The 20,650-nt window shown below is 63.4% G+C and carries 15 protein-coding genes and 1 tRNA gene; 7 read left to right on the top strand and 9 right to left on the bottom strand.

Translation table 11 applies throughout. The features are described from left to right. Nucleotides 1-260: 260 nt before the first annotated feature. Nucleotides 261-1,139, bottom strand: a complete 879-nt coding sequence (locus DL237_RS15855) for a sulfotransferase (protein ID WP_119400071.1) — start codon at nucleotides 1,137-1,139, stop codon at nucleotides 261-263. A gap of 251 nt (nucleotides 1,140-1,390) precedes the next feature. Between DL237_RS15855 and DL237_RS15850 the strand changes: the two genes are divergently transcribed. Continuing rightward, nucleotides 1,391-4,252, top strand: a complete 2,862-nt coding sequence (locus tag DL237_RS15850) for a S8 family serine peptidase (RefSeq protein WP_158585661.1) — start codon at nucleotides 1,391-1,393, stop codon at nucleotides 4,250-4,252. Nucleotides 4,253-4,304: 52 nt separating this feature from the next. On the opposite strand, the gene DL237_RS15845 is transcribed toward DL237_RS15850, so the two are convergent. After that, on the bottom strand, nucleotides 4,305-6,857 hold the full coding sequence (locus DL237_RS15845) for a CheR family methyltransferase (RefSeq protein WP_233545022.1): 2,553 nt from the start codon (nucleotides 6,855-6,857) through the stop codon (nucleotides 4,305-4,307). 132 nt (nucleotides 6,858-6,989) lie between these two features. On the opposite strand from DL237_RS15845, the gene DL237_RS15840 reads away from it, so the two are divergent. Both DL237_RS15840 and DL237_RS15835 read left to right on the top strand, forming a co-directional pair. After that, complete coding sequence (locus tag DL237_RS15840; protein WP_119400068.1) at nucleotides 6,990-7,352, top strand: response regulator; 363 nt, start codon at nucleotides 6,990-6,992, stop codon at nucleotides 7,350-7,352. A 114-nt stretch (nucleotides 7,353-7,466) separates the two neighbouring features. Further along, entirely contained in the window at nucleotides 7,467-10,031 is a 2,565-nt protein-coding gene (locus DL237_RS15835) for an ATP-binding response regulator (RefSeq protein ID WP_158585660.1), read from the top strand. Nucleotides 10,032-10,109: 78 nt separating this feature from the next. Here DL237_RS15835 and DL237_RS15830 read toward each other — a convergent pair whose 3' ends face one another. The 3 genes from DL237_RS15830 to DL237_RS15820 form a co-directional block, all read right to left on the bottom strand. Further along, the gene (locus tag DL237_RS15830; protein ID WP_119400066.1) at nucleotides 10,110-11,915 is read right to left on the bottom strand and encodes a putative bifunctional diguanylate cyclase/phosphodiesterase; all 1,806 of its coding nucleotides are present in this window, start codon (nucleotides 11,913-11,915) and stop codon (nucleotides 10,110-10,112) included. 520 nt (nucleotides 11,916-12,435) lie between these two features. After that, nucleotides 12,436-12,858: a GFA family protein gene (locus tag DL237_RS15825; protein ID WP_119400065.1), complete on the bottom strand. Its 423-nt coding sequence runs from the start codon at nucleotides 12,856-12,858 to the stop codon at nucleotides 12,436-12,438. Nucleotides 12,859-13,104: 246 nt separating this feature from the next. After that, complete coding sequence (locus tag DL237_RS15820; protein WP_119400064.1) at nucleotides 13,105-14,007, bottom strand: SDR family oxidoreductase; 903 nt, start codon at nucleotides 14,005-14,007, stop codon at nucleotides 13,105-13,107. 91 nt (nucleotides 14,008-14,098) lie between these two features. Between DL237_RS15820 and DL237_RS15815 the strand changes: the two genes are divergently transcribed. Next, nucleotides 14,099-14,929, top strand: a complete 831-nt coding sequence (locus DL237_RS15815; protein WP_199672119.1) for a helix-turn-helix transcriptional regulator — start codon at nucleotides 14,099-14,101, stop codon at nucleotides 14,927-14,929. Nucleotides 14,930-15,187: 258 nt separating this feature from the next. Here DL237_RS15815 and DL237_RS15810 read toward each other — a convergent pair. Next, nucleotides 15,188-15,263, bottom strand: a tRNA-Ala gene (locus DL237_RS15810). Nucleotides 15,264-15,395: 132 nt separating this feature from the next. Then, nucleotides 15,396-15,722 (bottom strand): TIGR02300 family protein, encoded by a 327-nt coding sequence (locus tag DL237_RS15805; protein ID WP_119400063.1) that lies wholly within the window; start codon nucleotides 15,720-15,722, stop codon nucleotides 15,396-15,398. A gap of 115 nt (nucleotides 15,723-15,837) precedes the next feature. Here DL237_RS15805 and DL237_RS15800 point away from each other — a divergent pair, with 115 nt between their 5' ends. Next, complete coding sequence (locus tag DL237_RS15800) at nucleotides 15,838-16,530, top strand: M48 family metallopeptidase (RefSeq protein ID WP_119400062.1); 693 nt, start codon at nucleotides 15,838-15,840, stop codon at nucleotides 16,528-16,530. Nucleotides 16,531-16,593: 63 nt separating this feature from the next. After that, nucleotides 16,594-17,241: a GntR family transcriptional regulator gene (locus DL237_RS15795; protein ID WP_119400061.1), complete on the top strand. Its 648-nt coding sequence runs from the start codon at nucleotides 16,594-16,596 to the stop codon at nucleotides 17,239-17,241. On the opposite strand, the gene DL237_RS15790 is transcribed toward DL237_RS15795, so the two are convergent. Next, on the bottom strand, nucleotides 17,238-18,683 hold the full coding sequence (locus tag DL237_RS15790) for an MFS transporter (RefSeq protein ID WP_119400060.1): 1,446 nt from the start codon (nucleotides 18,681-18,683) through the stop codon (nucleotides 17,238-17,240). The two genes, DL237_RS15795 and DL237_RS15790, sit on opposite strands and share 4 nt — an antisense overlap. Nucleotides 18,684-18,814: 131 nt before the next feature. Then, nucleotides 18,815-20,077, bottom strand: coding sequence for a glycerate kinase type-2 family protein (locus tag DL237_RS15785; RefSeq protein WP_119400059.1), 1,263 nt, complete (start codon nucleotides 20,075-20,077; stop codon nucleotides 18,815-18,817). A 198-nt stretch (nucleotides 20,078-20,275) separates the two neighbouring features. On the opposite strand from DL237_RS15785, the gene DL237_RS15780 reads away from it, so the two are divergent. After that, on the top strand, nucleotides 20,276-20,650 hold a 375-nt coding region (locus tag DL237_RS15780), incomplete at its 3' end, for an aminotransferase class III-fold pyridoxal phosphate-dependent enzyme (RefSeq protein ID WP_147405367.1).

The following is a 20,650-nucleotide window of genomic DNA, read 5'->3' as shown; positions in this document are numbered from 1 at the left end:
TTGGGTGCACGAAACAGGGCTATCGTTTAGACTTCATTCGCCAGTTTCATGACAAACGGCAGGTCCCTGGAAGCTCTCCTCACGCATCCCGCGCCGCCTCAGGACCCTAACATCCAAGAGTCGACACCATCGGTTGCGCGTGCCGCTGTTGAAAGCTGAAGCACAGCCATTGCGCAGGACAAGCCTGCCACATCCTTTTCACCGTCCGTATTTCAGGGTGCGGCGTGTTCATTCGCGGGGAAGTGTCGCGGCCCGCCCTCTCAGGCAAGCCAGGCTTTGGGTGGTTCCAGCCCTTCGGCACGGATTTCGTCGATGATGCGCGCGAAATCCTCGGCAAACATCTCTGCAAATTGTGCAGGCATCGCGATCGTCGCCGATGGGTTGACCTTTTGTCCCAGAAGTCCTTCGTCATAAGTGTGATGCGGGATTTCCAGGAAATCCTCGATCCCGGCCAGGACGCCACGCGGGTCGCTGCGCATGTCCTCGTAAAACAGCGGCAACAGACATTCTCGGGGCAGCCCGGCTTTCATCCGTCGCAGCGCCACGCCGTATTCCGCATTGTCCCAGATAAACGGCAACTTGGCGAAATCATGAATCTGCCGGGGGGACCAACTGGAAAGCGCGTCCAGCTTTCCGGTGACCTGAAGATGAAATTTCACGTGGCTCCACAGGCGCTTGACGGGGTGGCGCATGGTGTAGACCACCCGCAGCTTGGTGCAATCGGCATGAATGCGTGGCCAGGCCTCCTGCGGCAAGTGGGTATACAAGTTTGAAAAATCGCAATTGTAGGTTTCGCCCCGCATCCGGGTGAACAGGTTGCGGTACCACAGGTCGTCGACCGGACGTTGCAGGTAATTGGTGACCCAGTGCAGGTTCAACCGCACGCGATCCGGATTGGCACGCGCAGGATCAAAAGGTTCAAGGTAGCGTTCCTTGGCCAGTGTCAGCCGACGGCGGTCCGAAAGCTGCCGGTCGTCGACATAGCGGTGATAGAAATAGTGCAGTTCTTTTTCCGGCGTGAAATGCAATTCAGGGTGCTTTTCCAGTACGGAATAGAGCCATGTCGTCCCGGCCTTCATTGCCCCGACGCTAAGGAAAAGGTGCCCGAAAAGCCCGGGTCGTCTGCCTGTCTGTGTCATGTATGCCTGCCGGTTCGACGTTCTGTGCCCTTTCGGTGTAGCGGGAATTCCTCAATCAAAGGTTTACCAATATCGGGTCCCGCTACGGATCCGTCTGTCGCGCGACTGCTGTCAATCATGGTTTCCCGCCCCCTACCCGGTCTCTCGAAATGCGCGGCATTGACTTTGCCGATCTGACCAGAGCGAGGGGCGGCGTTAATCTTTGCTCCGGTATGGCTAAGGGCAACTTTCGTGTATCGCGGAGCGCCCCCATGCCCCAAGGCACCAACCCGCTGTTTGCCACGCAATGGCATTTTTCGCTGATCGGAGACATCAAGGCCGTCTGGGCCGATTATTCCGGCGATGGCGTGACCGTCGCCGTCTACGATGACGGTGTGCAGGGGCAGCACGTCGACCTCAGGGATAATTATGATCAGACGCTGGAAATCGAACTGGTAGGATCGGCGCCCAACGACCGGTACGACGGTCACGGCACCGCCGTGGCTGGGATCATTGCGGCGACGGATAACGACAGGGGCGCGATCGGTGTGTCCTTCGGGGCAACACTGGTCGGTGTCGATTATCTGAACGATGCCTTCACCCTGTCGATGACCGATTACCTCGGCGTGCTGGGCGCAGCGCAAAAATTCGATATCGTCAACTTTTCCTGGGGGGCCTATGCGTCGTTCCTGACCGAGGCCGACATCGGCGACGCCGATGCGCAGGCCGGACAAGAACGCGCCGCACTGGAGGAAGCGGTGGCCCTTGGCCGCGATGGTCTTGGCACGATCATCACCAAGGCCGCCGGAAACTTTGCCCACGATGCAAATTATCAGCGCGTCGGGATCTGGGGCAATTCCCAGGCCGATGGGATCAGCAACATGCATGAATCCATTGTTGTGGCGGCGACGGATCGCGGTGGAAACGCGATGAGCTACTCAAGCTGGGGGCATAACATCCTGGTGGCCGCACCTGCCGCCTCTGTTACCACTGACCTGTCGGGCAGCGCCGGCTATGCGTTCGGGGACACGACCGGCACCTTTGGCGGAACCTCTGCGGCCACGCCCGTGGTCTCCGGCGTCGCTGCGCTGATGCTCGAGGCGAATGCGAACCTGCATTGGCGCGATGTCCAGAATATCCTTTCGGCCTCTGCGGCGCAGACAGGGTCCAGTTTCGGTCACGCAGCGTCGGGGTACGAGGTGGACGGCTGGTTCTCCAACGGTGCCGAAAACTGGAACGGCGGCGGCATGACCTATAACCAAAGCTATGGATACGGCATGGTCGACGCCTTGGCGGCCGTCCGAATGGCCGAGGTCTGGAGTTATATGTCCCCCGACACGGCCAACCAGACGACATCGGTTACCCTGTCGAACACCCCGGCGCAGGCGCTGGCCATTTCCGATTTCGGCACTGCCGCACTGATGATCGATGTCGATAGCGCCAGCCTGCGCATCGAACATGTCTACGTGACGGTGTCGTTCAGCCACAGCTGGATGGCGGATATCACAATCACTCTGATCGCCCCCGACGGCACGCAGGTGCGCATTCTGGATCACGATGGTCAGAACGGTTTTGACGACGACTGGACGTTTGGCGTCACCTCGCTGCGTGGCATGACCGACGCAGGCGTCTGGCGCGTCGAGGTGGCCGACACCGTGGCGGGTGATGTCGGCGCGCTTGACGGCATCACTCTGGAGTTTGAGGGCGCCGCGATTTCCGACGATGATATCTATACCTTCACCAATGATTTCCAGACCCTGCTGACCCGAGAGGGCGAACGGGGCGAAATCACCGACAGCAATGGCGGAGACGACTGGATCAACATGGCTGCCGTCACTGGTAACGTTCACCTGTCGATGCAGAGTGCCAATGCGACTCTCAAGGTGTCGGGCAATACCTGGAGCGAAATCGACGGCCGGATGGAGCATTTCGCCGGCGGCGACGGCAACGATACCGTGGCGGGGAACATCGCGGACAATCACCTGATCGGTGCGCGCGGCAATGACGTTCTGCTGGGCGGCGACGGTGCAGATACCCTGGACGGCGGCGATGGGGCTGATTCCCTTGCTGGGGATTATGGCGACGACCTGATTGATGCAGGGGCGGGAGACGACACCATCACCAGCTCGCGCGGGCATGACACGATCACTGCGGGCGACGGGAACGATGCCATCTATGCAGGGTCTGGCGACGACGTGATCGACGCGGGACGCGGCGCTGACGAAGTACAGGCGGGCAAGGGCAACGACTGGGTGTCGGGCGACGAAGGGCGCGACAGCCTTTATGGCAGTTACGGGGATGACACGCTGGATGGCGGGTATTCCGCCGATGTGCTGTACGGCGGCAGCGGCAACGATTTGCTGATCGGCGGCCAGGGCGAAGACAACCTGCACGGAGAATCCGGAGACGATACGATGCTGGGCGGCAGCGAAAATGACAAGCTGTACGGCGGACAGGACAACGACCTGATGTACGGCGGCAGCCAGCAGGACCGCGTCTATGGGGGCGCAGGCGACGATACGCTGTATGGCGACGCCGGTTTTGACCGCCTCGAAGGGCAGACCGGCAATGATCTGCTCTACGGCGGGGCGCAGGCCGATAACCTCTACGGCGGATCGGGCCATGATACCGGCTACGGAGGGGATGGTCAGGACCGGCTGTTTGGTGGATCAGGCGACGACGTGTTGTACGGCGAAGACGGGCGGGACGGCATGTTCGGTGACCGGGGAAATGATTATCTGAATGGTGGCGCCGGGGGTGACAATTTTTTTGCCGGATCGGGCAATGATTACCTGGTCGGTGGGTCGGGCGACGATACGCTGAATGCCAATTCCGGGTTCGACACCCTTGAAGGGGGAAGTGGCAATGACGTCCTGTGCGGAAACTTCAATGCCGATGTCTTTGTCTTCGCAGGTGGGTTCGGCAATGACACAATTGCCGATTTCGATGCCTTCAATCCCTGGGAACGGATCGATCTGCGGCAGGTCACCGCGATTGCCGATATCGAAGACCTGTTTGCCAACCACCTGACCGATCTCGGCCATTCCACCGAGATATTCGACGGTCTTGGCAACACCATCCTGTTGAAGGGTGTGCAGATCAGCGATCTTGATTCATCCGACTTTCTGTACTGACGATCATTGCGCGGCAGACGGGCCCCGACCCACCCGGCGCCGCACGCAGCAATCACTCGAACACGCCAGTACCGGAAAACAACAGCACGACGCCCTTCTGGTCCACGTCCTCTGTTTGGCGATCGAAGGGAAAGGCACCGATTTCCAACGTCGATCCGTCGTAGTCGCCTACCCTTTTGCTCGCGTCGCCGGTTTCCAGCACGTCCCGCACCAATGTGGCCAGATCGACGAAATCGGGACGCGGGCCAACGACTCCCAGCGTCCGGTCGATATCGTGCGCCTCCAGCTGAAAGGTCGTCCCGATCAGATGGCTGAACCGGCGGATCCGCAGCTGATCGTCCAGCACGATCACTCCGACCCGCAGAATATCCAGGATGACCTCGGTATCGCGGTTCAGTTCCGAAAGCAGTTCGATCTTGCGCTCATGCTCGGCGGAAACCGACACAAGCTCCTCGTTCACCGCATGCAGTTCCTCGTTGGAACTCTGCAACTCCTCGTTCGATGCTTGCAGTTCCTCGTTGGACGCCTGCAGCTCCTCGTTCGACGCCTGAAGCTCCTCGCCACTTGCCTCCAACCGTTCCGTGACGTGCTGAAGCGTCTCTTCGGTCAGGCGCAAATCGCGTTCCAGCTCCTGTATTCTGCGCGACAGCAGGGAATGGTCCTCTCCCGCGAAGGCGGTGCGCGCCTGGGCTGCGCCGGGGGCAGCGGTATCCTCGGGGATATCCTCACGCTTGAGCCCGACCAGCAGGAACCGCGACTTGGAATGCAATTCAAGCGGCTCGACCTTGATCGTCAGCCTCTGCTTTTCGCCATTCGCCATGTCGATCGCAATGCTGCGGGCATAACTGTCCGTCTGGCCCTGCCGCAGTCGCTCGATCCCGACGTTGATCGTGAAATGCAGATCAGGGTGCACGATATCCTCGACCGTCCATTCGGCCAGGTTGTTCATGGTGTCGATATAGGCGCTGGCAGAGCCGAACCAGGCCAGCACCGTCCCATCCGTCGTGATCAGGATCGACGACGGCGCATAGCGTTTCAACAAGGCGTCATAGCTACGGATCAGGTTGTCGCGTTCGCTGCGATGCACCGGTTCCGTCAGCATCGCAGGGGGCAGGGGGCGGCGCGGAGGAATCTGTTGTTCGGGGAAATTGGTCTCGATCCGACTGCTGGCGTGCATCGTCCCGGACAGGATCGACCGATCCAGAACACGCTTGCTGGATGCGTTCTGAAACAACCGCCAGCGGCTGCTGATCACGTTGAACTGATCCGCATACCGCCCCAGGCTCTCGGACGGTCCCAGCAGCAGATACCCCTCCTTGCGCAGGCCGAACAGGAACATCGAAATCATCCGGTTTTGCGAATCGTCATTCATGTAGATCATCAGGTTGCGGCAGGAAATCAGATCCAACTGCATGAACGGTGGGTCGCTCAGGACATCATGCACCGAAAAGACGATCTTTTGACGCAGCACCGGGTCGATCACGTATTGGTCGCGGTGTCGGGCAAAATAACGCTCCAACAGCGCGGGCGGCACCTTCTGCACAGCCGAGCTGGGAAAGATCCCGGCCGAGGCGAGGTCGATAGACCGACGGTGCACGTCCGTCGCGATGATGCGGAACTTGCGCTGGATACCGGCCGCCCGCAACGCCTCGCTCAACTCGATGGCGATGGTATAGGCTTCCTCGCCGCTGGCGCAGGCGGGTACCCAGACCCTGAGAGAGCTTTCCTCGGTCGATTGGGCCACCAGAGCATCCAGCGTCTTGGTGCGCAACACCCGGATCGAATCCGGGTCGCGGTAAAACTCGGTCACGCCGATCAGCAGGTCCTGATAGAGTTCATCCAGCGCGTTGGGATTGCCGCTCAACAGGTCCCGGTACCCCTCGATGGTCTCTATTCCGCGCAGGTGCCGCCGACGCTCAATGCGGCGCAACACATTGGGGGCCTTGTAGGCCGAGAAATCGACATGATGCACCCGCTCCAGCAATTCCAGAATGGACTGCGCGGAATCCTGGGACAATACGGCCTCCGACGTGGCGATCTTTCCGCCCTTGTGCAGCAGCCCGCGGATCGCATCGGGAATTTCCGCCGCGACCAGAACCCTGTCGACGGCATCCGCCATCAACGCCGATTTCGGCATCGACGAAAACGTCGCCTCTTCGGGCGATTGAACGAATACACTGCCGCCTGCCGTGTGAAACGCCTTGGCGCCCCGCGTGCCATCCGACCCCGAACCGGACAGGATGACGGCAAACGTATGCTCGACCGAGCGCGTGGACAGGGAATGAAACAGCACGTCGATCGGTAGCAGCGGCACCGGTTCCGCCGCATCATAGCAGCGCACCCGCAGCGTACTTCCCTCCAGCGTCACGGCAGTATTGGGGCGGTTCAGGAACACGGTGTTCGGGGTCAGCTCCATACCGTCCTGGATGTGTGCGATGCGCATCTTGGTGCAGCGGCCCAGCAATTCGTCCATCATCGACCGGTAATCCGGCGACAGATGCTGCACGATGACAAAGCTCCAGCCCGCCGTATCGGGGGCCTTTCTGAAAAATTCCTCCAGCGGCTCAAGCCCGCCAGCAGAGGCGCCAATTGCAATCACGGGCATCACCTGCCCTCGCGCTTCGCTGTCTGATCCGCTAGTCTGCATCGTGATCGCACCCCCTACAGTCACCAATTCGTGCCATCAGCGTAGCACGGACAAAGCGCAACCCAACCGGGAAATGACAAGGAGATCAACTTGGCACGCATTCTCATCGCCGATGACGATCCTGACTACCTTGCCGCCTTCTGCGACGGGATGCGCGCGCTCGGCCATCGTGTCACGGGGGTTCAGCAGGGCAGCGAGGTCGTTCCAACCTTGCGCACCACCCAGTATGATATCGTGTTCCTGGACGTTCTGATGCGCGGCGGCGGGGCGATCACCCTGATACATGCGGTGCGGGCCTGCGATCCCGACATCCCGGTCATCATCATCACCGGCAATTCCGAAATCATCGAATCCGCCGTGTTCGAACAGGGCCTGCGCCAGGCACAGGCCAAGGTCACCAAAACCGCCAGCCTGGTGGATCTGGAACGTCTGATCCGCCAGTTCGCGCACTGACGCCCTGGGGCAGCGCGCCCCCTGCACTGCCTGTCACGGTGATCTTCACGAAATTTTCTGTGTGATTTGCAGAAACATCGTTAGACTTCGCCAATGTCCAGTGATGACGCACCAATGGCGCCCCACCGCGCAAAGGGTGGACCAGACCTGCCGTTGCGGTCCTGGGCATCGGGCCTGGCGCTGGCCACAGGTGTGGTCGCGCTGACATATCTGATCGGCGGTCAGAGCACAGGCATCGGGCTACAGCCCGGCCCGCCTGCGGGTTCCGCCGGTATGCCCCCCACGACAGCCGCCAGCCTTGTGCTGACCGCGTTGGCGATCATCTTGGCCACCACCACCACGACCGGGCGACAATGGCGTCTGATCGGCGGCGTCCTCGGCGCTCTTGCCGGCGCAGTCGCACTGTTGGGGCTCGGGCTCGATCTCGGTCTCGGCGCGGCCGGTCTCTCCGCCCCCCTCCCCACCTTGCCAGGTGTGGCCATGGCAAAGACACTGGGCCTGCTGCTGGCCGCCTTCTGCGCGATGACACTTTCACTCGCCACGCCGCCGCTCGATACGGGGCTGGGCCGGATCTGCCGCGCCGGGTCTGGCCTCGGTCTGATCCTGAGCTTTGCGATGATCCAGGGGGTCGTGTTCGATCCCACCGCCGGCCAGGCCCTCGCGATCGTTCCTGCCCTCGGCCTGCCCGGCCTTCTGTGCCTTGCAGCGATGTTTGTCGCCCTCTGCCTTGGCAACGCAAGCAAGGGTTGGGTCGCGCGTCTGTTCGCCCCCTCTGGCCAGGTGGCGCGACGGCTGCTGCCGCTGGTCCTCATCCTCCCCCTGCTGGTCGGGCGATTGCCGCTGGTCCGCTTGGAAACCGCCCTGGATGTGACGCATTTCCAGTTCGGCCTGATCACCATCGCGCTGACGCTGCTCTGTGCTGTGGTCCTCGTCCTCCGGTTGCCACCGGCGCGCCTGCGCCCGGACCGGCTGGATGAACAGATGCTGCGCCGCGTCCTCGATGGGCAGGACACAGCCGTCTTCCTGCTGGATCAGCACGGAGAAGTCCGTTTCGCCAACCAGCGTGCCGCCGACCTTGCCCGCATATCAGAGGCCGCTTCGCCCGCCGCATGGCTCTATGACACGCCCTTCCACACGCTGGATGGCGCGCGGCGCGTCCTGCGGCCTGCCGAACGGCCCGCAGCCCTTTTCCTGTCTGCACACAACACCCCCCCACGGCATCCGATGTCACGGATGCAGAACGACGCGCGGCTACGGACCGAGGCCCCACCAGAGGCGATCGAACTCGGCTGCCTGGATGCCGCTGGCAACGAACAGATCCTGCACTTTTCGGCCCGGCCCCTTTCCGATGGGCACGACGGCGACCTGTTCGTGGTCAGTGTCCAGGACCGTACCGCAGACCGGGCGGTCCCGGCACTGTCGCTGGGCACAATCACTCCGACCATGTCACGGGGCCAGATACCCGAAGTCATGGCCCACAACATGCGCAACATCTTCGGTGCGATCCGGCTGTCGGCGGATGCCGGTCTGCTGCGTGATGACCCCAACATGACACGGCGCTATTTCAATGCCATCAGAAAGGCCTGTGAAAAGGGCATCGGCCTGACGGATGCCATGACCGACGGCACGACCCCGCACCTTGTCGCGACCAGCGCGGGGCCGGTCTTTGACGTCACGATCGCGGTGGCCGACGCAATCGAACAGTCGCGCAAGCTGATGCCACCAGAGCTGCTGGTGGAATGCGAACTGCCCCCCCTTTCGTTCTGGGTGCAATGCGACCCCGGCGCGCTGAATGCCGTCTTGCTGAACCTGTTGATCAATGCGCGCAACGCCATCGTCACCTCGGGGCGTCGCAACGGCCGAATCCTCGTCTGCATCGAGGACCGCCCCCAGGTCACCTGCATCACCATCATCGACAACGGCCCCGGTATGTCCGAGCAGGTGCTCGCCCGCGCGACCGAGCCGTTCTTTACCACTTCGGACACCCAGGGCGGGCTCGGCCTGGCCACGTCGCTGGCCTTTGCGCACGATAACGGCGGGCACTTCGAACTCTCCTCACAAGAGGGTCATGGCACCACCGCCCGCCTTATGCTGCCCACGGCGCACGCGCCCGACCGACCCGACCCGCACCGGATCCAGCGGTCAGACGCCATCCGCATTCCCGACCGCCACGCCCCTTCCCGCCCCTCTGCCGGCAGCAAAACCGATGAGAGCACCCCCCGGATCGGCCCCAGGGACGCCCGGTCGGTGCAGCCTGCCGCGTCCACGCTGACAAGCATCGGCATCAGCCTGGCAGGCCTGCGGGTGCTGGTCGTGGAAGATGACCCCCTTTATGGCGAGATCCTGGCGGAATCCCTCAGGATCCTGGGGGCCGAAATCGAGATGTGCGAAAGCGGCGCACAGGTTGCGACCCTGCTGCAAAACGCCACCGACACGGCCCCCTTTGACGTGCTGGTGACCGATATCAACCTGCCCGGGCAATACGATGGATACGAGGTTGCCGACATGTTGCGCCGGTATCAGCCCGGTATCAGCGTCGTATTCATGTCGGGTTTCGGAGCACCGGCCCCGGGGATAGATCCATCGACCAGGGGCACGTTCCTGCGCAAGCCCGTCAGTGTCGCCGACATGGCCAGCGCGATTGCAGCCTCGGCGCGCAATGGCGATATCCCGGCCTGACACCACGTTGCCACAGGGCTCATCGTCACCGGGCGCATTCGAACGCGGTGCAAGACAAGACGGCCCGGCCAGGCTGCCTCAGTCCCGCATCAGGCGCGTTGCGAACCCCATGGTTCCCTGCGGACGGCCATAGATAAATCCCTGACCGAATTCACATCCCATCGCGACCAGATGCGTTGACTGGTCGCGGGTCTCGATCCCTTCCGCCACGACGCTGAAGCCAAGTTCCTTGGCCAGGCGGATGATCGAACTGACGATGGCACGGTCCCGGTAATCCGTACACAGATCGCGCACGAACGACTTGTCGATCTTGACGATATCCACCGGCCAGTTCTTCAGATGCCGCAACGCACCATACCCGGTGCCGAAATCGTCCAGCGCGATCTGCGCGCCGCGCCGCCGCAACTCTTCCAGCGACCGAAACACCTGGCCGTTCTGTTCCCCCATGACGACCGTTTCCTGCACCTCGATGATGATAGAGGACCAATCGACGTTGAAATCCGACAGGGCTGCCTGGAAATCAAACACGAATTCCCGATCCATCAGGTCGAAATAGGTGACGTTCAACGACATCTTTGCGGGCACTTTCAGACTGCGCTGGCCTTCGGAGAAATACTTCAACGCGCTCTGGATCATGTGCCGCGTCAGCAAAGTGGCAAGGTTATGGTCCTCGAAGATCGCTGAAAACATCTCGGCGGTGATCACCCCGTGGCGGGGGTTCTCCCAGCGGCACAATACCTCGAAAGCGCGGGCTTCGCCGGTGGCCAGGTCGATGATCGGCTGGAAATACGGCACCACCTGCCCCGCACGACAGGCGGTCTGAAACGTCTTGGCCAGCTCCGACTGATCGAACCGGTTGCCGACCTCTTCGCTATAGACAGTCGCCATCCCCCGCCCCGACGCCTTGGAGGCATAAAGCGCCAGGTCGGCCTTCTGGTACAGGTGTTCATATTCCGTCGAATGATCGGGGAAATGCGCCGCGCCGATGCTGACCCGGCCCAGCTCTGGCTTGTTCAGATACGCCGTCGCGCGCAGGATCGTGTTGCGACAGCGCGACAACAGCGACCGCAGGTAACTGTCCCCCAGCTTCGGCAGATCGGTCAGCACCCCGAACTCGTCCCCGCCCAGACGCCCCACGACCGACCCCGACTGGAATGAATCGTAGATCGCCTTTGACACGGTCTTCAGGTAGGTGTCCCCGAACTGGTGGCCGTACAGATCGTTCACCATCTTGAAATGATCGATATCGATCAGGATGAACGCCGAAGGCTGGTCCGGATCGGTCAGCCGTTCGCGCACCTTCCCCTCGAAGGTCGAGGTGTTCTCAAGCCCTGTAAGCGGGTCCGTCTCGGAAATCCGTTGCAGCCGCAGCGCTCGTTTGCGGCTGTCCGACAGATCCTGTTCCAGCGCGAAACGCGCCCACCAGCCATCCAGCAGAAATTCGAAATTCGCCGCCACCTGATCCAATGCGGGCGGCGGGGCATCGCTGCCGTTTTCCGGCAGGCCGATCCCGACGGCGCCGATACATTCGCCTGTCCGCAGAAACAGCGCCCGCCCGATCCCGGACCGCGTCTGCGTTTCGCCCAGTTGGCAGACGGCATAGCTTTGCGCATCTGGGTCCTGTCGTGCCATGCGGCCCAGCGGCTCGTACCGGTCGGTCAGCGCGTTGGTCATCTTGCGCAGCGCCGCCACGTCCTCGGGGTCGCCCGAAATGCAGTCGGTCACTTCGACATCGGGCAACAACCCCGAACACAGGTGCAGCACGATCGTGCGCGCGCCCGTCACCGTTTCGGCCAGCGTCGCGGCGGTGCTGAGCGCATTCATAAGGTCCGGCAGGTTGCCGGTCAGTTTTTCGATCTGTTCGCTATTGTCGATACGGATCATCGGCGCACTCCGGCCACGCCAGTTCGGCCCCGATGCAATCGCGATACGCCGGGGGCGAAAATGACACCACCAGCGGTCATTGCGCCGCTGCACATGCCGTCATCCGCCTTTCGGAAACATCTCCGACGCATCCTTACTCCCGCTCGGGGGCTCTCCCCCGGAAAATCGTAACCAGTACCATGCAGCGCATCCGCAGTGCCAAACCTGGCGGTTCACGGATATTCGGTCGGGGAACGCGACAGCACGGCCTCCCTTCCGACAGCGTTGGCCAAGTCTGCATGGAAAACCTGACGAGTCGAGTGTCTTCATCACTGCTTAAGATTCGATTAAGACTTTCTCAATCATTCCTTCTCGCTTGCAGAACATGCCCCTTGCCATGCCCGTCCGCCGACGCGGCATCCCGAAGAAGGGCACATCGCAGCGGGCGGCCCTGCGCCCAGGACCGAAATCAGGACCGGTCACGGCCCTGCCGGTCGCCTGTTGCCCCAACAGCGCGCGCCCTGTCGCCGGGCCGGCCATATCAATTTTCGCTAAAGCGCAGGACACCTGCCACCCGCGGTGCCGAGGGCATATCCGATGGGTGATTGACGCCATCGTTCACGATGACCTCGGGAAAATCGAACGGGCTCACGCCCTCAAGGCAGGACACGTTGATCCCGAACTGCGTCGGATCGGAGCGTCTCTGGTGATGGGTGTAAATCCCGCAGATCGAACAGAAAAAATGCTTCGCCGCCTTCGTGTTGAATTGGTACAGGCTCAGCTTGTCCTCTCCCGCCAGGAATGTCAGCCCATCCAGCGGCGCAGACACGGCAATCGCGCCTCTCATACGGCAATAGGAGCACGAACAGCGGCGTATTGTCCTGAGCCCGTCCGTCAACTGCACCTCGAACTGCACCGCCCTGCAATGACAGGCGGCCAAACGACGCTCCGACCCTGCTTCCATGATAAGTGACCCCTTCGCGCTTTCCACACGGCTGCTCGCACCCGGACGCGAACCCCGTCCCGCCAAGGCCCGCCCGCCACCTGTACGTCTTCCCGACAGCGCCGGGCCTCATGCGATCGGTGGCGCCCCTTGGAATAGCACGATTCAGCACATCAGCCACATCCCAAACGCCAAGGGCGCCCCACAGGCCGGGGGCGACCGACACGACGCCCCCGGCAAGCACACGCGCCTCGCGGACAAGGAAAATCACTGCGCCGAGGGCACGGCATAGTCCATGTTTTCCAGGTCTGTCAGCAGGTCCGGCCCGGTCGGCAACCAGCCTATTTGCGCGCGGGTCGCGGCGCTGCTGGCGGGCATGTCCAGTCCGACAAACCCCGCGAACCAGCCAAAGTGCGCCGCGACGTCCGCCTCGGGCACGGACACAACCGGCATCCCGAGGCCCCGCCCCACAACCTCGGCGATCGACCTCACCGAAATCCCCTGCTCCGCCACCGCGTGATAGCGGACCCCGGCATCGCCCTTGTCGAAGGCAAGCGCGTAAAGCGCCGCCACATCGGTGACATGTGCCGCCGGCCACCGATTGTCGCCCGCACCAACATATCCCACGACGCCCTTTGCCCGCGCGATATCGATATAGGGCGAAATCAGACCCTGACGGACGGTGTCATGCACCTGCGGCAGACGCATCACCGCAACGTTCACCCCCTCGTCCAGCAACCGCGCAGCCGCCTGTTCCGACGCGATGCGCGGGTTGGGATGGCTCTGGCTGAACACGGCCTCGGTCGCAGGCCGGCCGTCCCCGGCATCGCCCATGCCCGTCCCCGAGGTGATCATCAATCGCCGATCGGACCCCTTCAACGCAGAACCAAGGGCCCGGATCACACGGCGATCCTTTTCGCAATTCTCGACGAAATTGGAAAAATCATGGTCAAAGGCAGTGTGGATGACCGCATCCGCGTCGGCAACGCCGGCCACGATCGCGGGCAGGTCCTCCAGGCTGGCACGATGCACATCGGCACCGGCGGCCACCAACGCCGCCGCGCCGGCCTCGGATCGTGTCATCCCCACGACCTCATGCCCCCGCGCGCGCAGCTCGGGCAGAATCCGTGACCCGATGAACCCGGTCGCCCCTGTCAGGAATATACGCATCTTCACTCTCCGTTGTTGTTCGAAGAGTCATGTCGCGCTAAACTTTATCCTATTAAAGTAGTGACCTTATACTGGTATAAAAAGCAACAGGATGCCGATACCCCCCACCGACAACCCCCTCGGTACGTTTTTGCGCGACCGCAGGATGCGCCTTGACCCGGCGGTCTTCGGGCTTGCCGGGGGCCGCCGCCGCACGCCCGGTCTGCGCCGGGAAGAGGTCGCCCAGCGTGCCAATATCAGCCCGACGTGGTATACGTGGCTGGAACAGGGGCGCGGCGGCGCGCCGTCGGCGGACGTGCTGGAACGGATCGCGACCGGCCTGATGCTGACCGAACCCGAACGCGAACACCTGCATATCCTCGCCTTCGGGCATCCGCCCGGCGGTGCCCACTATCAGCCCGAAACCGTCATTACCCCGCGGCTTCAGGCGGTTCTAGACGCCATCCCCCACAGCCCCGCGATGATCATCTCGGCCACCTGGGATGTTATCGCGTGGAATCAGGCCGCGGTCTTGCTTCTCAAGGATTATGCCGAGCTTTCGCCAAAGCAGCGCAATATCATGCGGCTGATCTTTACCGACTCCCGGACCAAGGTCGCCCAGCAGGACTGGCTACATGTTGCGCGGTCGCTGGTCGGATCGTTTCGGGCCGACGTCGCGCGCGCGGGTGCCAGCGCCGAAGTCAGTCAGCTGGTCGAGGAGCTTTGCGAGATGAGCGCGGAATTCGCGACCCTGTGGAGCGAGAACGAAGTGGGCGGCCATAGCGAAGGGATCAAGCGTATTCATCACGCAGAGATCGGCCCCATCGAACTCGACTTCTCATCGTTTTCGGTCAAGGGGCGACCTGACCTGACGATGATGGTCTACACCCCTGCCACCCCCCAGATGGCCCAGCGGATCGGGGCGTTCCTGGCCAGCAGGTAGTCCGGCTGCCCTGGCCCGAATCCCGTGCGCCGGGGGGGGAGGGTCCGCCACCGCCCCGCAAGACGTCTCTGCCCCGTGTCACCTCGACAGGCGCACCCGGTAACAGGCGCACCACGCCAACCGCCCACGCGGGCAGACTAAGCACCACAGGCCACGAGCGGCGGAAATATCAGGGATAAACGGCACCAGACATGCGAAATCGCGCAACCACCCACATCCAGGGCCGGCGCGTCGCTTGTCGGTAATATGAAGGTAGAATGGTGGAGCCTAGCGGGATCGAACCGCTGACCTCCTGCATGCCATGCAGGCGCTCTCCCAGCTGAGCTAAGGCCCCATTCTACAAGGTCATTCGACCCTGTGCGGCGCTATCTATGGGAAGCCCGGGGCGGGATCAAGCGAAAAATCGCGCCCCCGGCGAAGTCTTTGCAGCACCCCTCTGGCACCACAGATCCGACCTTGCTTTCGCTCAGTCGTCGTCGTCGTTTGCGACGTCCGCGATATCGTCAAGCGAGACGTTATCATCGTCGTCGTCGTCTTCCAGGACATCATCGCCCAGATCGACATCGACATCATCATCGTCCAGAACGTCGTCATCGGCCTCTGCCTTGGTGGCGGCGGCGGCTTTCTTGGTCACGGCGTCTTCGTTGTCGGCTGCGATCATCCGGCTCTTGCCGGTGTCGAGCGTCACGACTTCGCCGGTGTAGGGGCTGATTGCAGGGTTTTGGTTCAGATCATAGAACCGTTTGCCTGTGGTCGGGCAGACACGCTTGGTGCCCCATTCTTCCTTGGGCATTTGGGTTCCCCTTTTGGCTGACATCTCTTGTCCACGATCTGCGCCACCTGCCATAACGACCGGGGGGTGTCAAAACCTTTTGACGCCACTTACCGCAAACGTAACGGGAGAGCATATGGGCCAGCACGTCCTGCCGGGCAACCCCCCGGTGCCGCTTATTCTGCGCCGCTCGGCGCGCGCGCGCCGGATCTCGTTGCGCGTGTCGTCGCTGGACGGCCGCGTGACGCTGACCCTGCCCAGCCATCTGCCGGACCGCGCCGCGCTGGATTTCGCTGCCGAAAAGGAAGATTGGCTGCGCCGACACCTCTCTGCGCGCAGCCAAGATGTCGTGCCCCTGACCGGTGCGTCCCTTCCGGTCGAAGGGATCACGCGTGTGATCACAGCCGGCACGGGGCGCTCGGTGCGCCTGCTGCCGGACCGGATCGAGGTGCCGGGCGATCCGGATCGCGTTCCCGCACGCCTGTCGGGATACCTGCGCGCCCTTGCCCGCGACCGGCTTGCCGCCGCCTCCGATCACTATTCGGCGCAGCTCGGCCTGCCCTATTCCCGGCTGACACTGCGCGACACGCGGTCCCGCTGGGGGTCCTGCACGCAGGATGGTGCGCTGATGTATTCCTGGCGTCTCATCCTGGCCGCGCCGGAAATTCTTCAATACGTAGCGGCACATGAGGTGGCGCACCTGGCCGAGATGAACCATTCGCAGGACTTCTGGAACGTCGTGCAGCGGCTTTACGGCGACTACCGCCCGCCCCGCATCTGGCTGCGCCGCAATGGTGCCGACCTGCACCGCTACCGCTTTGACGGCTGACGCCTGCCGACCGCGAAATCATGCACCCTTGACGCAACCGCATTTTGTGATCACATCGCCTTCATGCTGATCAACACCCGCCCCGATCCCTCGCCCTCGGCCCATGACCGCACCTACCGCGGATTGCGCACGCGCATCATGCACGGAGAGATCGAGCCGGGGTTCTCCCTGACCCTGCGCGGCATCGGCAAGGAATTCGGCGTCTCGATGACCCCCGCACGCGAGGCCGTGCGCCGTCTTGTCGCCGAAGGGGCGCTGTCGCTGTCCTCCTCCGGGCGTGTCGCCACGCCTGACCTGTCGAATGAACGGATCGAGGAACTGGCCGCCCTGCGCTCCCTGATCGAGGTCGAGCTGGCCTCGCGCGCCCTTCCCCGCGCCCACATGGCGCTGATCGACCGGCTGCAAGCGATCAACGGCACCATCTCCTCCATGGTCGAGAATCATGATTCGGTCGGCTACATCCGCACCAACCTGGAATTTCACCGCACGCTCTACCTGCGCGCCCAGGCCCCGGCGATGCTGGCCATGGCCGAAACCGTCTGGCTGCAACTCGGCCCGACGATGCGCAAGCTCTATGGCAAGATGCGCCGCAACGAGGCGCCGCATTTCCACCGCCACATCATCGCCGCGCTCAAGGCCGGCGATGAACCCGGCCTGCGCCTGGCGGTACGCTCGGATGTGACGCAGGGCTTGCGGATGCTGACGACCTAGGCGCGCCTGCGACTGCCACGGGACACGACATCACCCGCATTGCCCGCCAGCCGCCAGCAATCCACCACCGACAGCAGCGAAATCACCCCGACGATGGCAAAGGCGAAGCGGAACGCCGCGACCTCGCCTGCCTCGGGGAACAGCACCTCACCCAACCGCCAGCCGATCGCGCCAAGGGCAATCCCGACACCGCGCGACAGTTGCACGACCGTGTAGAACAGCGTGTTGGCATCGCTCATCCCGGCCTGTTCGACATCGGCAAAGGCGATGGTGTTCAGCGCCGTGAACTGCATCGACCGCGTCATCCCCGCCACCACCAGCAGCCCGATCAGCACCGCAAAGGGCCATGTCGGGCCGATCAGCACCATGGCCAGAATGGTGCCCGCGTTCAGCACGCCATTGACCACCAGCACCCGCCGGAACCCCCATCTGCGCAGGATCCACGAGGTAAAGGGTTTCAACAGGATATTGCCCAGGAACACCGCCATCAGCATCAGCCCGGCGCGAAAGGCGCTCCAGCCGAAGGCAAGCTGGAACATCAGCGGGATGAGAAACGGCACCGCGTTGATCCCGAGGCGGAACAGCGTCCCGCCCAGGATCGTCACCCGGAACGTCGGGATCTGCATCGCCTCCAGCCGCAGCACCGGTTGTTCGACCCGCCGGATGTGGCGCAAGCCCAAGGCCAGCAGCATCAGGCCCGCACCCGCCAGAACCGCCTCCAGCAGCCAGTTCACCTCGTCCCCGCTCAGCATGTCGGCGGCAAACAGCAGACAGAACACCGCCGCCCCCAGCAGGATGAACCCCGGCAGATCGAACGGTTTGTCCGGCTGGCGCGCCACCTGCGGCACGATGCGCAGCGCCACCAGCAGCGCCAGCGCCCCCAGCGGCAGGTTCAGCCAGAAGATCCAGTGCCAGCTGACGTTGTCGATGATCAGCCCGCCCACCGGCGGCCCCAGAACCGGCGCGACCAATCCCGGCCATGTCAGCAAGGCAATCGCGCTCATCAGCCGGTCCTTGGGTGTCATCTGCAACACCACCAGCCGCCCCACGGGCACCATCATCGCACCGCCCAGCCCCTGAAGAATGCGCGCGGCGACAAACTGCGGCAGGGTGTGGCTCATCCCGCATAGCGCCGAGGCAAGCGTGAAGATCAGGATCGACAGCAGGAAAACCGGTCGCGCGCCGAACCGCTGTGCCAGCCAGCCAGAGGCGGGGATAAAGATCCCCACCGTCATCATGTAGGTGCTGACCCCGATGTTCAGATCCACCGGCGCCACACCGAACCCCGCCGCCATGTCGGGGATCGCCGGCGTGATGACCGAGGCATCGAGGTTCTGCATGAACAGCGTCGCCGCCACCAGCAAGGGCAGCGCGATGCCGCCGCCAAACTCTGTCGCCTCGGGCGTCTTGGGTCCGCCGCCCGCATCGGTCTTGCCGTCCATTCCGTCGCCTGCCTCTTGGTGCCGCGCCCTTGCCCGTGTCAGGCCCGCGGCGCCTTGCTATCGTCTCATCCCGCCTACCCCGAAAGCCCGGCAGAGTCCGCGCGCGTTTTGTCCCTCAAACGCCGATCCTCCTAGCGCAGCAGGATCGCCCGGAAATCGTTCACATTGGTCCCGGTCGGACCGGGCGCGAAGATCAGCTCTGCCGCCTCAAAGGCGGTGTAGGCATCGTTGCCCGCCAGCGCCTCGGCCGGATCGACCCCCGCCGCGCGCATCTCGGCGGTGCTGTTCCCATCGGCAAAGGCCCCGGCATTGTTTTCGGATCCGTCGATGCCGTCGGTATCCGCCGCAATCGCCGCGACCCCCTGCCAGCCCTCCATTTCCAGTGCGAAGGACAGCAGGAACTCGCTGTTGCGCCCGCCCCGGCCCTTGCCACGCAGGGTCACCGTCGTTTCGCCGCCCGACAGGATCAGAACCGGTTTGGGAAAGGGGCGGTCGCGGCGCAGCACCTCGCGCGCGATGGCCGCCTGTACCCGCGCCACCTCACGCGCCTCGCCCTCCATCGCGTCCGACAGGATCACCGCCGGAATACCCCTGATCTCTGCCAGCGCCCCGGCCGCCTCCAGCGACCTCGCGGCGCTGGCGATGACCCGCACCTCGTTATGGGCAAAGATATCGTCGTCCGGCGCTGGCGCATCCTCAGGCGCCGTTTCAAGAAAGCTCCGCACCCGTTCCGGCACCGCGATGCCGTAGGTGCGGATCGCCGCCATTGCCTCGGCGCGGCCTGTCCGGCTCGGAACCGTCGGACCCGACGCCACCTCGGATGGGGCATCGCCCGGCACATCCGACACGATCAGGCTGACCACGCGCGCGGGGGCCGCTGCCGCCGCCAGCCGCCCGCCCTTGACCCGGCTGACCTGCTTGCGCACGGCGTTCATCGCACCGATGGGCGCGCCGCTGGCCAGCAAGGCGCGGTTCAGCCCCTGTTCGTCCTCCAGTGTCAGCCCCTCTGGCGGGGCCGCCAGCAGGGCCGACCCGCCCCCCGTGATCAGCGCCACCACCAGGTCGTCCGCGCTCAGCCCGTCCAGCAGCGCCAGCACCTTCTGCGTGGCCTCTGCCCCCGCCTGATCCGGCACCGGATGCGCCGCCTCGATCACCTCCAAGTGCCGGCAGGGCACCGCGTAGCCATAGCGTGTCACCACGATCCCCTCGACAGGGTCTTCCCACGCCTCCTCGAACGCCGCCGCCAGCTGTGCCGCGCCCTTGCCTGCGCCGATCACGATCGTGCGCCCGGCGGGTTTCTCCGGCAGGTGGCCCCGCAATGCCTCGGCGGGGTCGGCGGCGGCGACGGCCGCCTCGAACAGCTCGGTCAGAAAGGTGCGATTGACAGTGTCCATGGCAAAGCGGCTCCGTGAAAATGCTGCGGCGCAGTACCGACGTGATACCGTCACGATACCGTTCGGATACCGTGCCGGTTTCTGCGCGCGTTTCGCCCCAGACTAGGCAGCGCCGTGCTGCGGCGCCACCCCCGATTGCCAAAGCCGCAAGCGCCGCCTAGGCTTACCTGAATTTCGCTGCAAATCAGGGGACACACCATGGACGGCGCACTCAACGAAAACGACATTTCGGGCATCATCGAGGCCGACCGCGCCCATGTATGGCACCACATGTCGCAGCACAAACCCTATGAGACCACAGATCCTAGGGTTATCGTCGAGGGCAAGGGCATTCACGTCTGGGACGCGACGGGCACGCGCTATCTCGATGGCGTGTCGGGCGGGGTGTGGACGGTGAACGTCGGGTACGGGCGCGAAAGCATCGCCGATGCGGTGCGTGAACAGCTGGTCAAGCTGAACTACTTCGCAGGCTCGGCGGGCTCGATCCCCGGGGCCCTGTTCGCCAAGCGGTTGATCGAGAAAATGCCAGGCCTTTCAAGGGTCTACTACAACAACTCCGGCTCCGAGGCGAAC

Origin of the sequence: Pseudooceanicola sediminis, assembly GCF_003575965.1 — a bacterium.
Lineage (GTDB): Bacteria > Pseudomonadota > Alphaproteobacteria > Rhodobacterales > Rhodobacteraceae > Pseudooceanicola > Pseudooceanicola sediminis.
Note: the sequence above shows the minus strand (reverse complement) of the source record. Positions and strands in the feature narration are given on the sequence as shown.

Bases quoted from the DNA above. Each gene is read 5' to 3' on its own strand.
- DL237_RS15855 (WP_119400071.1), bottom strand. From the start codon at position 1,139: ATGACACAGACAGGCAGACGACCCGGGCTTTTCGGGCACCTTTTCCTT.
- DL237_RS15850 (WP_158585661.1), top strand. From the start codon at position 1,391: ATGCCCCAAGGCACCAACCCGCTGTTTGCCACGCAATGGCATTTTTCG.
- DL237_RS15845 (WP_233545022.1), bottom strand. From the start codon at position 6,857: ATGCCCGTGATTGCAATTGGCGCCTCTGCTGGCGGGCTTGAGCCGCTG.
- DL237_RS15835 (WP_158585660.1), top strand. From the start codon at position 7,467: ATGGCGCCCCACCGCGCAAAGGGTGGACCAGACCTGCCGTTGCGGTCC.
- DL237_RS15830 (WP_119400066.1), bottom strand. From the start codon at position 11,915: ATGATCCGTATCGACAATAGCGAACAGATCGAAAAACTGACCGGCAAC.
- DL237_RS15825 (WP_119400065.1), bottom strand. From the start codon at position 12,858: ATGGAAGCAGGGTCGGAGCGTCGTTTGGCCGCCTGTCATTGCAGGGCG.
- DL237_RS15820 (WP_119400064.1), bottom strand. From the start codon at position 14,007: ATGCGTATATTCCTGACAGGGGCGACCGGGTTCATCGGGTCACGGATT.
- DL237_RS15815 (WP_199672119.1), top strand. From the start codon at position 14,099: ATGCCGATACCCCCCACCGACAACCCCCTCGGTACGTTTTTGCGCGAC.
- DL237_RS15805 (WP_119400063.1), bottom strand. From the start codon at position 15,722: ATGCCCAAGGAAGAATGGGGCACCAAGCGTGTCTGCCCGACCACAGGC.
- DL237_RS15800 (WP_119400062.1), top strand. From the start codon at position 15,838: ATGGGCCAGCACGTCCTGCCGGGCAACCCCCCGGTGCCGCTTATTCTG.
- DL237_RS15795 (WP_119400061.1), top strand. From the start codon at position 16,594: ATGCTGATCAACACCCGCCCCGATCCCTCGCCCTCGGCCCATGACCGC.
- DL237_RS15790 (WP_119400060.1), bottom strand. From the start codon at position 18,683: ATGGACGGCAAGACCGATGCGGGCGGCGGACCCAAGACGCCCGAGGCG.
- DL237_RS15785 (WP_119400059.1), bottom strand. From the start codon at position 20,077: ATGGACACTGTCAATCGCACCTTTCTGACCGAGCTGTTCGAGGCGGCC.